The 14,158-nt window shown below is 65.5% G+C and carries 15 protein-coding genes; 6 read left to right on the plus strand and 9 right to left on the minus strand.

The genetic code is table 11. The annotated features are described in order from the left end of the window. Positions 1 to 85 precede the first annotated feature (85 nt). Entirely contained in the window at positions 86 to 955 is an 870-nt protein-coding gene (locus tag G4G31_RS07235) for a class I SAM-dependent methyltransferase (protein ID WP_182990864.1), read from the plus strand. Between the two features lie 69 nt (positions 956 to 1,024). Here G4G31_RS07235 and uvsE read toward each other — a convergent pair whose 3' ends face one another. After that, on the minus strand, positions 1,025 to 1,921 hold the full coding sequence (gene uvsE / locus G4G31_RS07240) for a UV DNA damage repair endonuclease UvsE (RefSeq protein WP_182990865.1): 897 nt from the start codon (positions 1,919 to 1,921) through the stop codon (positions 1,025 to 1,027). 399 nt (positions 1,922 to 2,320) lie between these two features. On the opposite strand from uvsE, the gene G4G31_RS07245 reads away from it, so the two are divergent. From G4G31_RS07245 to G4G31_RS07260, 4 genes are all read left to right on the plus strand, one after another. Continuing rightward, positions 2,321 to 2,845 (plus strand): CPBP family intramembrane glutamic endopeptidase, encoded by a 525-nt coding sequence (locus tag G4G31_RS07245; protein ID WP_182990866.1) that lies wholly within the window; start codon positions 2,321 to 2,323, stop codon positions 2,843 to 2,845. Positions 2,846 to 2,885: 40 nt separating this feature from the next. Continuing rightward, on the plus strand, positions 2,886 to 4,301 hold the full coding sequence (locus G4G31_RS07250; protein WP_182990867.1) for a hypothetical protein: 1,416 nt from the start codon (positions 2,886 to 2,888) through the stop codon (positions 4,299 to 4,301). 129 nt (positions 4,302 to 4,430) lie between these two features. Then, on the plus strand, positions 4,431 to 4,967 hold the full coding sequence (locus tag G4G31_RS07255) for a DUF2058 domain-containing protein (RefSeq protein ID WP_182990868.1): 537 nt from the start codon (positions 4,431 to 4,433) through the stop codon (positions 4,965 to 4,967). 338 nt (positions 4,968 to 5,305) lie between these two features. Continuing rightward, on the plus strand, positions 5,306 to 5,515 hold the full coding sequence (locus G4G31_RS07260; protein WP_182990869.1) for a DUF2945 domain-containing protein: 210 nt from the start codon (positions 5,306 to 5,308) through the stop codon (positions 5,513 to 5,515). A gap of 51 nt (positions 5,516 to 5,566) precedes the next feature. Here G4G31_RS07260 and G4G31_RS07265 read toward each other — a convergent pair whose 3' ends face one another. The 8 genes from G4G31_RS07265 to G4G31_RS07300 all read right to left on the minus strand — a co-directional run bounded on the left by G4G31_RS07265 (position 5,567) and on the right by G4G31_RS07300 (position 12,685). Next, positions 5,567 to 5,887 carry a hypothetical protein gene (locus G4G31_RS07265; protein WP_182990870.1) on the minus strand — a complete coding sequence of 107 codons (321 nt, stop codon included), beginning with the start codon at positions 5,885 to 5,887 and terminating at the stop codon, positions 5,567 to 5,569. After that, entirely contained in the window at positions 5,797 to 7,446 is a 1,650-nt protein-coding gene (locus G4G31_RS07270) for a DUF4105 domain-containing protein (RefSeq protein WP_182990871.1), read from the minus strand. Before G4G31_RS07270 ends, G4G31_RS07265 begins: the two co-directional genes overlap by 91 nt. Next, positions 7,367 to 7,672, minus strand: coding sequence for a hypothetical protein (locus G4G31_RS07275; protein WP_182990872.1), 306 nt, complete (start codon positions 7,670 to 7,672; stop codon positions 7,367 to 7,369). Before G4G31_RS07275 ends, G4G31_RS07270 begins: the two co-directional genes overlap by 80 nt. A 158-nt stretch (positions 7,673 to 7,830) precedes the next feature. Continuing rightward, a complete protein-coding gene (locus G4G31_RS07280) occupies positions 7,831 to 8,235 on the minus strand; it encodes a PEGA domain-containing protein (protein ID WP_182990873.1) in 405 nt (134 codons plus the stop codon). A 147-nt stretch (positions 8,236 to 8,382) separates the two neighbouring features. Then, the gene (locus G4G31_RS07285) at positions 8,383 to 9,165 is read right to left on the minus strand and encodes a LytTR family DNA-binding domain-containing protein (protein WP_182990874.1); all 783 of its coding nucleotides are present in this window, start codon (positions 9,163 to 9,165) and stop codon (positions 8,383 to 8,385) included. A 1-nt stretch (position 9,166) separates the two neighbouring features. Beyond that, positions 9,167 to 10,381 carry a sensor histidine kinase gene (locus G4G31_RS07290; RefSeq protein ID WP_182990875.1) on the minus strand — a complete coding sequence of 405 codons (1,215 nt, stop codon included), beginning with the start codon at positions 10,379 to 10,381 and terminating at the stop codon, positions 9,167 to 9,169. 21 nt (positions 10,382 to 10,402) lie between these two features. After that, positions 10,403 to 11,788 (minus strand): S9 family peptidase, encoded by a 1,386-nt coding sequence (locus tag G4G31_RS07295; protein ID WP_182990876.1) that lies wholly within the window; start codon positions 11,786 to 11,788, stop codon positions 10,403 to 10,405. A 204-nt stretch (positions 11,789 to 11,992) separates the two neighbouring features. Beyond that, positions 11,993 to 12,685, minus strand: coding sequence for a glycoside hydrolase family 19 protein (locus G4G31_RS07300; RefSeq protein ID WP_182990877.1), 693 nt, complete (start codon positions 12,683 to 12,685; stop codon positions 11,993 to 11,995). Positions 12,686 to 13,108: 423 nt separating this feature from the next. Between G4G31_RS07300 and G4G31_RS07305 the strand changes: the two genes are divergently transcribed. Beyond that, positions 13,109 to 14,083 (plus strand): MerR family transcriptional regulator, encoded by a 975-nt coding sequence (locus G4G31_RS07305; protein ID WP_182990878.1) that lies wholly within the window; start codon positions 13,109 to 13,111, stop codon positions 14,081 to 14,083. The last annotated feature ends 75 nt before the right edge of the window (positions 14,084 to 14,158 follow it).

A 14,158-nucleotide genomic window follows, 5' to 3' on the forward strand; every position in this document is an offset into this window, starting at 1 on the left:
CAAACCGGCGCGACGCCCGGACAAGCGGCCGGCGCCCGCACCCGCGATACTGAAAATTTTAATGTCGAAAAGGGAGCATGACATCATGGACCACACAACGCAATCGTCCCCGGCTGCGGGGCAGGGGATGCAGGCGGCGGCGCCGGATTTCGCCGCCATCAAACAACGCCAGCAGGCCACCTGGGCCAGCGGTGACTTCGCCGTTGTCGGCGTGACCTTGCAGATCGTCGGCGAATCGCTGGCGGAAATGGCCGACATCCGCGCCGGCGAGAACGTGCTCGACGTGGCAGCGGGCAACGGCAACGCGACTTTGGCCGCGGCGCGCCGCTTTGCACGCGTCACCTCGACCGACTACGTGCCGGCGCTGCTCGAGAAAGGCCGCCAGCGGGCCGCGGCCGAAGGGCTCGATGTCCAGTTCCAGGTGGCCGATGCCGAGAACCTGCCGTTCGCCGACGACAGCTTCGATGCCGTGCTGTCGACGTTTGGCGTCATGTTTGCGCCCGACCAGATGCGCTGTGCCAGTGAACTGATGCGCGTGGTGCGGCCGGGCGGACGTGTCGCCGTCGCGAACTGGACGCCGGACAGCACCATCGGCCAGCTCTTCAAGATCATCGGCAAGATGGTGCCGCCGCCGGCGGGCCTGATGTCGCCCTTGCTGTGGGGCACGGAGGCCTACCTGGGCGAGCTGTTCGGCGATGCGGCAGCGGACATCCGTAGCGCGCGCCGCCACTTCAACATGCGCTATGCCTCGCCGGCGCACTGGCTGCAGGTCTTCCGCGATTTCTATGGTCCGGTAAACAAAGCCTTCGGCGCCCTCGACGCCTTTGGCCAGGCTGCGCTGGAACGCGACATCCTGGCGCTGCTCGAGCGCGAAAATATCGCAGGCAGCTCGTCGCTGGTGGTGCCGGTCGAGTATTTGGAGGCGGTGATCTCGAAACGCATGACGACGCACTGACAGCGCGCCGCAGCGAAGAGGCTGGGCAGTTTGCGCTGCCAGCCTGTTTCGGTGCGCCCCTGCGCCGGCTCAGCCGACCGTCGCGCCCACTGAGCTCAACCAGGATTGCAGGCCGCCGATCGCATCTTCCTTCATCTTCGCCTCGATCTCGATCCAGGGCGCAGTGGCATACGAGGCGGGCATGGTATCGATCAGGTCGGCATGCTGGCGATCGTTGAAACCGCTGCGCCCGTTCGAGATATGCACCAGCTGGTGGGCGGGGTCGGCCCAGGTCGCGCGCGCCTTGAGCAGCATTTCCTCCACGCTCGGATGATCGTAGCTGGGCAGGTCTTCATGCACGATGTGGTGGTGGGCATCGAACACCATCGGCACGCCGCTGCGCATGCAGATCTCGTAGATTTCCTGCGCGCTATATGAGTACTCGTCATTCTCCAATCCGAGCCGGCAGCGGATCGCGTCCGGCAGCGCGGCGATGGCGGAGACCAGGGCATCGCTGCGGTTCGATTTACCGCCATGGATTTCCAGCAGGGCCCAGGACGAACGGGGTTGCTCCAGCAAATCCATGATGTCGGCGTGCATCTGCAGGATCGTGATGCTGTTCTTTACCACGTCGGGCGAATCGGAACTGAGCACGACAAACTGATCCGGATGCATCACCAGGCGAATGCCCGCTTCCCGCGCCCGCTTGCCCGAGCGGGCCAGGGCAGGGCTGAGCGACCGCAGCAGGTCCAGGCCCTCGGGCGTGTCGGCGAAGGGGAAGATCGAGGACGGCAGGCGGTACAGGCGGATGCCGTTCGCGGCGCAGTAGCGCATGGCGGCGTCGAGGGTCTGCAGGTTGTCGCGGTAAATATCTTCCAGAATCTTGCGCTGTCCATCGGGTGACTGCTCCAGCAGGCGCTTGCGCGTGACGGTACGGTAGCGGATGTCTTTCGAGGCGGTAATGCAGACAAGGCCAAGGTTCGGCATGGGAATCTCTCGCAGTAGGCTTGTCCCCAGTATATGTCTTCCCTTGGAGGGCCAGAGCGCGCTAGCGGCCGCTGATGTTGGGCGCTCCGACGGGGCGGCATGCAACGCGCGCTACCGGCACAGGACGGGGCATGGGATTCGCAGCGCGAAATACTTGCCAAGACACATTGCTTGCCACCTCAGCAACAAGCCTCGTACACTCATCCTTACCGAGTCGAATCCCTTACCGTCCTATCTTGCGAGTGCCGATTGGCTGCTGCTTCAGATCACCCTCCTTTCAGCGAAGCTGCCCTGCTCATTGCGATCAGTTTCGGCTGGTTCATCTTCGGGTCCATTCTTTCCGTCATCTACGAATTTCCCTCCTCCGGGTCGTTCTCCGATGTAGCCTTGATGGAAACGATGATGCTGGAACTCGTGCTCGGCGCACTGGCCCTGGCTTTCCTGCGGGCCCGCGGCTACCGGATCAGCGATACCCTGCCATCGCCAAGCTGGCGCGGTTTACAGGAAGGCTTGCTGCTCTACGCCGCTGCGGCGGCGGCATGCTTTGTCGTGGGCTGGCTGGTCCCCTCCAGGTCCGACCTGGTGCAACCGATTGCCCAGATGCTGACGAACGCCAAGCCATCGCTTGTCGTCGTGCTGCTGGTCTCGATGCTGAACGGCCTGTATGAGGAGACCTTCCTGCTCGGCTACCTGACGCGCCGCTTCGCCACGCTGGGCGCCTCGTTGGCGGTCGGGCTGAGCGTGCTGGTACGCTTGCTCTACCACCTGTACCAGGGACCGTCCGGCGCCGTATCCGTTGTCGTTTTTGGCATCGTCCTCGGGGCCGTGTACTGGCGTACCCGTCGTCTCTGGCCGGCTGTCGTCGCGCACTCCGTGGCCGACCTGGTCGGCCTGGCCTTCTGGACCGGGGCTCAGGGCGCATAGCGGCACGCTCGGGCTACAAACACCGGTTTATGATGCTTCCATGAATATCATTCGGCAGTTTTTTTTGTTCCTGACGAAATCGTCACCTGCTCGGGTGGCGGTGCCTGCGCTTGCGCCTGATTCCAGGTTTGCGTGGCGGCAGCGTGAGCTGGCGGGGCTTTACGAAGCTGGCAGCGTCGAGCGCTTGCGCCACTATACGCATCACCCCGATGGCTTCGTACGTCAGGCCGCCGTCGAGCGAGCGGCGGGCATGGCATTGCCGGGACTGCCGGCCCTGCTCGTCGAACGCCTGAACGACTGGGTGCCGAAGGTGCGCCTGGCTGCTCGCTACGCGTTGAGTCAGGCACTGCCGCTTGCCGACGCGGCCGATATCATCGCGGCGCTGCCCGCTGTTCAGCGACTGGACCAGGCACGCCGCGAGCAACACGCGGCATGGATCGCCGAATTCGAAGCGAGTGTGTTCGCCATGGTCGGCACCGATGCACTGTTGCAGGCAGTGCGCGTGGCGCCGGTCCAGGTAGCGCGTGCCGCGTTTCGGCTGCTCGCCAGGGTCGACACGATCGACCCGGCATTGTTGTATCGCGCGATTGTGCCCGCAAGCCGCGACGTGGTGCTGGCGACCTGGGCGTTTGATCATCTGGCCGCCCGCGGGGAGCCCGACGAGGAAATGCTGGTGCGGGCTTTCCGGTCGCGCGTGGCACCTAATCGGGCCAAGGCCTTGCGCGCGTTGATCGCTCGAGGTGCAACAGTATATGCCGATGAAGCTCTGTTCGCACGCCAGAGCCAGTTGCGTTCGATCGCGGCATCGTTCCTCGCGCAACAGGGAACCGACGTCGGTGCCTTGTATGCGCAGGCCTTGCGCGAGCCTGTGCAACAGGAGAGGCGCATCGTCATCTGCCTGGTGGAACTGGGCAGGCTGAAGCGCCGCGACGCGCTCGACGATGTGCGCACCTGGCTCGGCGATGCCAGCCCGTCGATCCGGGTGGCGGCCGCGCAATGCTGGCTCCAGTTGGCGCCTCAGGCGAAAGACGAGGTCGCGGCATATCTGCTGGCTGACCCGGTCCGACGCGTGCGGGCGGTCGCAATGACCCTGATCCGCAGGTACGGTGCTTATGTGCCGTTCAAGCAGGCACGTGCCCTTCTGGACGCGCATGGGGATACGGAACAACTGCTGACTTTGGCCGCACTCGATCCCTGGAACTGGCTCGAGACAATTGCACGCCTTGCCACCGAGCAAGCAACCGATCGGCAGCGCATGCTGCGCTTGCAGGAGGAGTTGTGCCGCTGGCTCGCACGAAGCTCGAACGCTTGGGCCCGGCTCGGCAGTGAGCAGCGTGAACGACTGGCGCTGCTGTTGCAGGGCCGTGCATTGCAGCCCCTGACAGCCAGCGCCAGTCAGTCTTGGCGCGAGCAGTGGCGGCATGTGCTGGCACAAGCCGGCCTATCGGACGTCTGAGGCACGGCTGGATTGCCGCGCGGGCCGGCAACAATAAGCTGCGCGCAAGGATGCGTGTCCCGCGGTTTGCTATGCTAGCGAAAGATTTACACCGGCAGGGGCCGGAACGTCACCGATGGAGCGCCGAACATGGCATCGTTGCAGGATCAGTTTTTGAAAGCGGGCTTGGTCAACAAGAACAAGGCCAAGCAGGTTCAACAGGAAAAAAGCAAGCAGCACAAGATCGAGCTGCGTACCGGCACTCAAAGCGTCGACGAGGCCAAGCTGGCGGCGGCCGAATTGCAGCGCAAGAATGCGGAGCGCGCGCGCGAACTGAATGCCCAGCGCGATGCGCAGGCGCAGCAGAAGGCCATCATGGCCCAGATCGTCCAGATGGTGCAGAAGAATCGCCAGAGCAAGGGCAATGGCGACGTCCCCTACAACTTCACGCACGGCACCAGGATCGAGCGCATTCACGTCTCGCAGGCTGTACAGGAACACCTGATGGCCGGCCGCCTGGTCATCGTGCGCCTGGGCGATAGCACCGAACTGGTGCCGCGTGTCATTGCCGACAAGATCGCCGAACGCGATGCCTCGCTCGTGGTGCGGGTCAAGAAGGTCGAGACCGCTGTCGAGGAGGACGACCCTTACGCCGCCTTCCAGATCCCCGACGACCTGATGTGGTAAGCGGCTGGCGCGTCGCCGCCAACCCTGGCCAGGAAGAACGCCACCGCAAGGTGGCGTTTTCACAGCAAGCCTGCGCTTGCCTCAATGGTGCATGGGCGCGGATGCGGCTTGCGCCTGTCCGGCCTGGTCCGGGCGGAAGGCCCGTTCGCCCGCGGCGGTGTCGTTGTAGCTCTCGAAGCGCGCCACTTTGCCCTCACGCACCGTGAACAGTCGGCCGCATGACCATCGCTGGCTTCCCGCTCGCCCACCGCCCAAGCGTGCATGCCGCGCGGCGCCGCTGTGTTCCAATACCGTCAGCGGCCGGCGTGCGCCGCTGTCACTCATTGGGAGACCCGAGCATGACCGACGCATTCAAGGCAGGCGACAAGGTGCAGTGGCATTCGCCGCAAGGCACGGTGCACGGCACCGTCAAGAAAAAGCTCACCGCGCACACGAGCATCAAGGGGCACGAGGTCGCGGCCTCGCCCGAGAATCCCGAATACCTGGTCGTCAGCGACAAGACCGGCGCCGAGGCTGCCCATAAAGCCTCGGCGCTGAAGAAGGCCTAGCGCCCCGACACGCACCACGAACCGGTCTGTCCTGGCACGCCGGAGAAGGTCCTATTTCTGCCAGGGACGGACCAGGCTGGGCTGGCGCCACTTCAGGCCGACGAATGCTTCCTGCTCGCGCCGCGGTGCCTGGCGCGTGGCAGCGCCAATCGCGACGGACAGGTTGCGCGACACGCGGAATTCGGCAGTGGCGCGCAGGCTCTCGCGGCGCAGCGAAGCACCCGCAAAGTAGCGCTCGGTCACGGCTTCCAGCTGGGCGGACCAATGCGCTCCTTGCCGTGTCAGCGTGGTGCGCAGCGCACCGAGCAGGGCGGCGTCGTGCGGCAGGCCGCTGCCGGCTTCAAGCCCCAGGCCGGGCAGCAGCGCCAGCACGGTATCCCCGGAAGCAGCCAGGCGCGGCCCGTGTGATAGGCCAGGCGCGTGGCCATGTGGTCGCGCCCGGCAAAAGGCGTAGCACGGGTGGTGAGTTCGACCCGCCAGGCGCGCGGTGCAAACAGCGTCGACGAGGGGATCGTCGATTGCGCCACGAGCCAGTCGATGCGGCGCAAGCGCACGCGATCTGCGCCGATCTCGATTTCCGGGTTGAGCACGGTGATCTCGGCATGCGGTTCGTAGCCGGGCAGGGGATCGGTCAGGCTGTGCTGGAAGGCCGCGTAGTCGAGTGCCGGGGCATGCCTGCCGCCGCGTTGGCGCAGGCTGGCCGCCAGCAGGCCGCCATCGTGGCCATCTTCCGGACCGTTCGGTGTACTGCGGCTTGCCAGCACCTCCGGCTGCGCCAGCGCCAGGCGGGCCTTGGTGATGGCGCCCGGGATCTCCTTGCGCCGCACGCGGTCGCCTTCGTCGCGGTCGATCAGGACGGCGCCATATTCATAGGCCAGCTGCAGCGTGCCGGCTTGCCGCGCCGGGGACAGGGTGCGCACTTGTGCGGGTGTGGCCAGGCCGAGCGCAAGCTGCCGCGCCAGCGCGCCGTCCTCGCCATCGACTTGCGTCTCCAGGTCGCGTACCCGTTTCGGGAGCGACGGCCACAGACGCTGCGCGCCGAGCATGCCGGCCGCACGCAGGGCACGCACGGTGTCGACGGGTACCGTGACGGCGCCGAAGCGATCGAGCAGCCCGGTGCCCGGGCGCGCCGCGTCGAGCAGGGCCAGCGTGCGGTAGGCGCAGTTCTCGTGGATGAAGTAATAGTCGAAGACGCCGTCCTTGATCTCCCAGGTATGCAGCAGCAGCCGGCGCACCTCGGCGGGCGTCAGTGAGAGTTCGTACTCATGGATGTCGCGCCCTTCGATCTCGGTATAGGTGCGCAGGCGCCGGTAGAAAGGCAGCGTGTCGGCCACGCCGGGAAAGCCGCCGAACAGGCCTTTCGTGACGAAGGCGAGATCGCCCTCGCGCGCGTCGGTACGGGCCGCGTAGTTGATCGTCGGACTGAGCAGTTCGTCGCTTGACTCGCGATAGATGCGCAGGAAGGTGTGGCCGAAGGTGGACGACGGATTTTCCAGGTAGCTCGACGCAAAGTCGATGCTGACGCGGCGGCCCGGGAAGGCCGCGAGCCATTCAGCCAGGGCGGCGCATTGGCTTGTTAGCGCCTCCGCGCCTTCGCGTCCCAGGCGCGCGCTCAGCCACTCAAAGCGGGCGGGAAAGCGGCAGGCGAAGTCCTGTGCGGCGGCGGCGTCGTGCAGCGCGGCCACCGCGGCCAGCAGCTCGGCGCGCGGCGAATGGCGGGCGCCATCGGCCAGGAAGAAGCGCGGCTGGTCGGCCTGGCTTTCGATGCCGCTGCCATCGGGACGGTAGTGCAGCAGGGCCAGCCAGGCGGGGTCGCGCTCGAGGCGTTCGGCCTCGACCCGCTGCAGGTCCTCATGCAGCCCGGCCAGGGCAGGCTGGACGGCGCACAACAGCAGGCAGGCGCCGGCCAGGAAGCTGCGGAGAAAATTCATTGTGCCGGGGAGGGCAGGCGCGGGCCTGTTCGTAGGCGTGCGCGATGCGTTCGGCGAACTGGCTGGTGTCGCTCGTTGCGGCAAGGGCGCGGCGCAGCCAGGCGCGCTTGAGCGTCTCGTCCGGGCAGGACGACAGATAGGTCGACACGGTGTCGAGGTGGGGCCCTTGCTGGCGGATCAGGTCGGCCCCGATGCGGCGGTGGGCGAACAGGACGAAGTCGCGCAAGGTCCGCGCTTCGGGCGAGAGGGCGGCGGGGGCGGGAACGCTCTGTTCGGCATCGGGCGCGAATGGCGCGCAGCCGCAGGGGGCGCGGCCATGGCTGTCGCCTGCAGCCCCGCCAGGGCGAGGGCGGCAAGCTGGCTCGCGCCGAACAGGGACATGACTTACTTGGCGACCGGCTGCAGGTCGACCATGAATTCACCCGGGTCGTATTCGCGCGCGGCGCCGGTCGAGGTGTCGATCGAGGTGCTCAGCGGGCTGGTCAGCAGGATATCGCCCCACACCCACGGATTCATCCTGGTGGTCAGCTGCACTTCGGTGGCGACAAAACCCTCTTTTTCGACGAACAGGGCGCCGTGCTTGCGCGACAGGGTCACGGTCAGCGGGGTGACGCCGACGGCGACCTTGTTCGAGACCACGCCATCCTTCTTGATGGCCGTGTAGACGGTCGCGCCCGCCGGGTTACTGGACACTTTCACTTGCTGCGTGGTGCCGGAGTGCATGCTGGCGCAGCCGGTCAGGGCGAGCGCGGTGGCGGCGATGGCAATCGTCGAGGAAAAACGGTTCATGGAGGCTTTCGGTATCGTTATCGGAAAAAAATTGAGGAAGACCTCAGGCAATGTTCACCATTGCCAATTAGTCTTTCCTAAAGGATACCATGCGCATTTGAGTTGTCCAAAGGCAAACATTCAGGCCGTTGGTGAAATGGAACAGCTCTAGCGGGAAGCCGCGCCCTCCCGGCGCACCAGGCCGTCGCCCCGGAAGCGCCAGGCATAGGTCTGGCTGACCTTCAGCTGTTCCGGATGGCCGCGCAGCTCCACGGTCAGCGTGCCCAGCTCGTCGCGGCGAACGCGCGCGATTGCCCGCACCGCCACCACGGTGCCGCGGTGGATTTGCCAGAACATGTCCGGATCCAGCCCCGCCTGCAGTTCCTTCAGGGGCGTGCGGATCAGGCCCTCGTCCTGCGCGCTGACCACGCGCGTATAGCCGGAATCGGATTCGAAGAACAGCACCTCGTCAACCGCGAACAGCTTGATGGTGCTGCCGGCCGTGGTGCTGATCCAGCGGATGCGTTCCGCCACAGGCGCGCGCAGGCGCCGGTCGAGTTCGGCCATGGCGTCGAGCAGGGCGGCGCTGCCCTGGCCGACCTGGCTGCGCAGGCGCGCCACGGTCTGGACCAGCCGCTCCTGCGTGACCGGTTTGAGCAGGTAGTCGATGGCGCCCAGGCCGAAGGCTTCGATGGCGTGGCTGTCGTAGGCGGTGGTGAAGACGACGCGGCAGCTGCCGCCGCTCGCACCCGCGACTTCCAGGCCGCTCGCGCCCGGCATGCGGATATCGAGGAAGGCGATGTCCGGGCGCAGGCGCGCAATCGCTTCGAGGGCATCGGCCCCGTCTTCGCAGAGGGCGACGATCTCCAGCTCGGGCCAGGCCAGGGCCAGCATGCGGCGCAGGTCGCCCCGTTGCAGGTCTTCGTCGTCGGCGATGATGGCGGTGGGCATGTCAGTTCTTTCTTGTGGAGAGCGTGCGCAGGGGCAGGACCAGGCTCGCCACCACGCCGCCGGCATCGCCCGCACGCAGCGACAGCGCCGCTTCGCCGCCGTACAGGTGCTTCAGGCGTTCGCGGATATTCGCCAGGCCGATGCCGCTGCCGCTGGTGGCCGTGCCGAAGCCGATGCCGTCGTCCGCCACCGCGACTTCCAGCAGATCGCCGCGCTCGCCCTGGCGCCGGGTGGCGCTGATCTCGATCCGTCCCGGCCCCTTTTTGAGCTCGATACCATGCTTGACCGCATTCTCGACGAGCGAGATCAGCATCAGCGGCGGAATGGCGGCGTCGCGCAGTTCAAGCGGACAGGCGATGCGCGAGCGCAGGCGCGGCATGCGCGCCTCGATGATGCCGAGGTAGGCCTGGGCCGCGTCGAGCTGGGCGCCAAGCGCAACATACGGCTGGGCGCCGTCGGCACGCAGTTGCGGAATGGTCGCACGCAGGTAGTCGACCAGGTGGTCGATCATCGCGATACCGCGCGCCGGGTCGGACAGCATGGCGGCGCGCACGCCCGAGAGTGTATTGAACAGGAAGTGCGGTTCGACCTGGCTGGCCAGCACGGCCAGCTGCATCGCCACTTCGTTGCGTTCGTCCTTGTAGCGCTCGACCTGGCCGAGCAGCTCGCTCTCGCGCAGCAGGCGCCGCTGGCGGAAATACGCCACCAGGTCGGTGGTGCCCCCCAGCCAGGCCAGTGCCAGCGACCAGATGACGAGATTGACCACTTCTCCCTCGCGTTCGAGCTGCAGTTGCCGCGGCGTCAGTGGGCGCTTCCCGGGCGCTTCGGCAATGCGGGTATAGGGCGTGAGCGGGAGCAGGACCAGCATGCCGAAGGCCAGCGCGCAGACGACGCCCACCGCTTCGCGCTGTGCCGGCCACCCGCGCGTGCGCACCAGCACCGCCAGTGCGCGGCCCAGCGACAGGGCAAGCGCCACGATGCACCAGATCGCCGTCAGGGTGAGCAGCATGCCGGGTACCTGCCTGGCGAAGAAGCCGATCAGCCCCAGCATCAGCGCCAGCAGCAGCAAGGGCAGCAGGAAAGAACGCATCCGGTAGCGGAACCAGGTCCGGCCGAAGATCGGATACTGGCGCGCGATGCTTGCCGCGCCCGCCAGCCGGGTGCTCATGCTGTGCGGTAGCGGCTGGTCCTGGCGGGAAGCGGTGCTGTTGTCCATGGATGGATTTTACGCTGTCAATTATTTATTGGTGGCAATAACACTGCCGATCCAGTTGCCGATCGTCGCGAGGGCCTGCGGCGCCATCGTCTGCTCGATGTCGACGTACTCGTTCACTGCCCCGGTGCGGGCCTCCTGGAACAGGTGGTTCATGCCCGCCATTTCCTTGACCACGGCACGCGGATTGCCTTGCAGTGCCGTGCGCACGGCGGGCAGGTCCATGCTGGCCAGGACTTGCTGGTCGCGCTCGCCGTTCAGGGCCAGCACTGGCTGGCGCACCGCCTGCAGGACCGGCGCCGGTTCATAGCGCAGCAGGGCATGGAACCAGGCCGTGCCGAAGCGATCGACCAGGGACTTGGCCGTCCCGGCCGGCAATTCACCCCGGCCCTCGGCTTCCCCAAGGATGCGGCTGGCCTGGCTGCGGGCGCCGTCCAGGGTCGGTTCCGCCACCATCGCCGCGAAGAGCTGCCCGTTCAGGGCGCGCTCGCGGGCGATGCGCGCTTCCGACGCACCGCGCGCTTTCGACGCCAGCGCCATCTGTTCCACCAGGATGCGGTCGCCGCGCACGCCGGGGGCGGCCAGCATCACGACAAAGCCGAGCGCTGGATCGCGCGAGGCGATCAGCGGGGCGATCAAGCCGCCTTCCGAGTGGCCGACGACGCCGATCCGCGCGCTGTCGACCTCGGGACGCGTGCGCAGGAAGCGCACGGCCGCCCCGGCGTCGTCCGCCAGGTCGAGCGTGGTGGACTCGCGCAGCGTGCCCGTCGACTTGCCGATACCGCGTTTGTCGTAGCGCAGCACCGCGATGCCCTGGCGGCTCAGGTGGTCGGCCAGTACCAGGAAGAGCTTGTGGCCGAAGACCTCGCTGTCGCGGTCGAGCGGGCCGGAACCGTGCACCAGCACCACCGCCGGGAAGGGGCCTTTTCCTTGCGGGACGGTGAAGGTGCCGGCCAGCTTGACCTTGGCCGCGACGTTGTCGAAGCCGACCTCGCTGCTGGTGTAGGTGGCAGGGCTGGCGGCGATCGCTGCTTCCTGGGGACGCTTCGGCTTGACTGCTTCGGCACTGGTACGCTTCAGGTCCAGCGGCGTGGCCTGGCCCTGCTTCCAGGTGCCTTTCCACAGCCCGTCCTGCGCGTTCCAGGTCGCGGAGTAAGTGGCTTTCAGCCTCGGCAGCGCGAAGCTGACCTGTTCGGGCGTGACGACCACGTTTTCCACCGGCGCACTGAAGTTCTGGGCGGGGACGGTGATGCTGGCCTGCCAGGGGCCGTCCGCCGGCTTGGTGAACTGCACGATCACGCGCAGGGAATTGGCGATGGTGCCGCTCCAGACGCCCTGGGCGTCTTCGGCCTGCGCGGGAGCGATGGACATGGCAAGCATGGCTGCCAGGGTGGTGAAGATAGTCTTCATGGCGATAAGGTGGTCGTTGGAAAGGACTCGACTGTAGCCCGATCCGCTGCGGCTGCCCCCGGCGAAGGGACGAAGGGGGTGGTTTTTGCCATGAACCCCGGCACCAGGGTCATGAATGCCAGTAGGAGAGGGCACGCAGAAACAATGACGCCACCCGAAGGTGGCGTTCTCGTGTGCGGGAAGTCCAGTGCTTTTTACTGCCGACTACTGAAGGCAAGCGTAAAACGCTTTACCGTGCGCCGCAGTGATTTCAGCGCGGGATGAATAAGGATTCACGATTTTTCTGGCTGTAATCCAGTCTTCTCTATGCTCGTTGAAATCGTCTTTCAATGCGCGTTTGGTGAACAGTCCGCGCGTCATGCCCTCGACCAGGATCGCAACCGATCTTTCCGGATCGAGCACCAGACCCGGATTCCCCACCAGCTCATCTTTCCACCCCATGGTTTTCGACATTGTCTGGTAATTTTCCTTAAGGCTCAGCTGCACGTAGCCCCTGCCAAAATACGAGCGTCCGTGTTCGTCCGGCAGCGCGTAATTCGCCATGAGTTTTTTCTTCTTGATGTTTCTCTCGACGTTTCTCTTGTTGACCAGCTGCGTGACTGCACGGATCGAACACGCGTCACTCTTGCATAATCCCTCGCGCACCGGCTGCATCATTCCCGCGGTTTCACGGTAGGCGGTGCCCAATATGTAAGCAAGCCAGCGCGGGTCGGTATGTTCGGTCTTTTCCCAATAGCCGAAGATATGTTCAAAGCCCTCCCGCGATTTGCCGCTGAAAACATGCTTCGGGAATGCCGGCTTGCACCGCTCGTAAAACTTGTCCTTGTCGACAGCACCAGCACGAACATCAGGTACGAACGCTGCAAAAACGACCCAGAGAAGGAGGCATGTTTTCATCTGTTTACCTTTGCGGATTGAATTCACCATGCAGGCACTGGCCCGTGGATAAACGCCGTGGTCATGTGCGTTACTCGAGGGAGTTATCTGGATTTGACTTCTGGTTTTATTCTACCGCTGTTCGTTCGGGCGGTATCGCCTTTTTTTCGAATACGGTATCGCCGATCGCGACAACCGTCGTGGCCAAGCGGGGAAGTAGGCAATCGCTCGGCTGCCATCGGCGTCGATGCGGCAGGGTGGAGCGTTGCACCGATCGCAAAAGCCAGCGGGAGGGCGAACAAGACTTTTTTCATGAAAGGCGCCTGTCAGTAGTGGCAGTCCGTCGTGAATTGACATGCGCACGATTTGGTTCGTCGCGGCCGCTTTGTCTAAGATTTGTCGCAGTATAATCAGAATTAAATGGGACAATATCGGGACACTACTATGACTACCTCCACTGCAATGGAACAAGATCGCATCACCTACCGTAGTGGCGCCGCAGCCCGGCTGGCTGGCTTGCCAGTCGAAACGCTGCGCATCTGGGAGCGTCGCTACGACCTGTCCAATGCCCAACGTTCCGAGCGTGGACAGCGCCTGTATTCGGCCGAGCAGGTGGCGCGTCTTGGACTGCTGAAGCAGCTGGTCGACCAGGGACATGCGATTGGCGTGCTTGCAGCCCTGTCGCGCGAGCAGTTGCAGGCGATGCTCGCGTCAGCGGGAGCAGGCGTACAAGCGGGCAGCGCCAGGGTGCCGGTCCTGCTGGTCGGGACCGGGCTGGCGCGACGCGTGGCGGCCGAGCGTGAAGGGTTCGGCCTCGACGTTCGGGCCAGCTATGCCAGTCTGGAGCAGGTTGCCGAGGGCGAAGAGGGAAGTGGCGCGCAGGTGCTCGTCGTCGAACGATCCGAGATCGACGAAACGATCCTGCCCCTGCTTGCCGCGGCGCGCGCGTTTTCCGGCGTGGCAGCAGTTGTCGTGTTGTACCGGTTCTGCGGCAGCGCCACGATTCGTGCGTTGCGCGCACAGGGTTGCCTCGTGGTGCGCGTTCCGGGCGACCTCGGCGAGCTGGCGCTGCTGTGCCGTTCGGCATTGACTGGACAACGGCTGCCCCAGCCGGAGGCGGCCCTGGAATCGGCAGCGGAGACGGTCGCGCCCCCTCGTTTCGACGAGGAAGCGCTGGCGGCAATGTCGGCCGCGAGCAAGCGCCTGATGTGCGAATGCCCTCGCCACCTGTCGGACTTGCTGATGATGCTGTTCAGTTTTGAGCGCTACAGTGCCAGCTGCGCCAACCGCAACCCCGACGATGCGCGCCTGCATGCGCAATTGGGGCAGGCGGCGGGGCAGGCCCGCATGGTGCTGGAACAGGCCATGGAGAAACTCGCCATCGCCGAAGGGCTGCCCTTGCCCTGGGAGCGCAAGTGAGGCTTGGGAGCGCCTGCCTGGCGATGCGCATGCACACTGCGCTCGTCACTGGAACTGGCTGAGTGGAAAACAAAA

Source organism: Massilia sp. Se16.2.3 (assembly GCF_014171595.1).
Lineage (GTDB): Bacteria > Pseudomonadota > Gammaproteobacteria > Burkholderiales > Burkholderiaceae_D > Telluria.

Excerpts from the sequence above, each read along its gene's own strand:
- G4G31_RS07235 (WP_182990864.1), top strand. The coding sequence starts at position 86 with ATGGACCACACAACGCAATCGTCCCCGGCTGCGGGGCAGGGGATGCAG.
- uvsE (WP_182990865.1), bottom strand. The coding sequence starts at position 1,921 with ATGCCGAACCTTGGCCTTGTCTGCATTACCGCCTCGAAAGACATCCGC.
- G4G31_RS07245 (WP_182990866.1), top strand. The coding sequence starts at position 2,321 with ATGATGCTGGAACTCGTGCTCGGCGCACTGGCCCTGGCTTTCCTGCGG.
- G4G31_RS07250 (WP_182990867.1), top strand. The coding sequence starts at position 2,886 with ATGAATATCATTCGGCAGTTTTTTTTGTTCCTGACGAAATCGTCACCT.
- G4G31_RS07255 (WP_182990868.1), top strand. The coding sequence starts at position 4,431 with ATGGCATCGTTGCAGGATCAGTTTTTGAAAGCGGGCTTGGTCAACAAG.
- G4G31_RS07260 (WP_182990869.1), top strand. The coding sequence starts at position 5,306 with ATGACCGACGCATTCAAGGCAGGCGACAAGGTGCAGTGGCATTCGCCG.
- G4G31_RS07270 (WP_182990871.1), bottom strand. The coding sequence starts at position 7,446 with ATGAATTTTCTCCGCAGCTTCCTGGCCGGCGCCTGCCTGCTGTTGTGC.
- G4G31_RS07280 (WP_182990873.1), bottom strand. The coding sequence starts at position 8,235 with ATGAACCGTTTTTCCTCGACGATTGCCATCGCCGCCACCGCGCTCGCC.
- G4G31_RS07285 (WP_182990874.1), bottom strand. The coding sequence starts at position 9,165 with ATGCCCACCGCCATCATCGCCGACGACGAAGACCTGCAACGGGGCGAC.
- G4G31_RS07290 (WP_182990875.1), bottom strand. The coding sequence starts at position 10,381 with ATGGACAACAGCACCGCTTCCCGCCAGGACCAGCCGCTACCGCACAGC.
- G4G31_RS07295 (WP_182990876.1), bottom strand. The coding sequence starts at position 11,788 with ATGAAGACTATCTTCACCACCCTGGCAGCCATGCTTGCCATGTCCATC.
- G4G31_RS07300 (WP_182990877.1), bottom strand. The coding sequence starts at position 12,685 with ATGAAAACATGCCTCCTTCTCTGGGTCGTTTTTGCAGCGTTCGTACCT.
- G4G31_RS07305 (WP_182990878.1), top strand. The coding sequence starts at position 13,109 with ATGACTACCTCCACTGCAATGGAACAAGATCGCATCACCTACCGTAGT.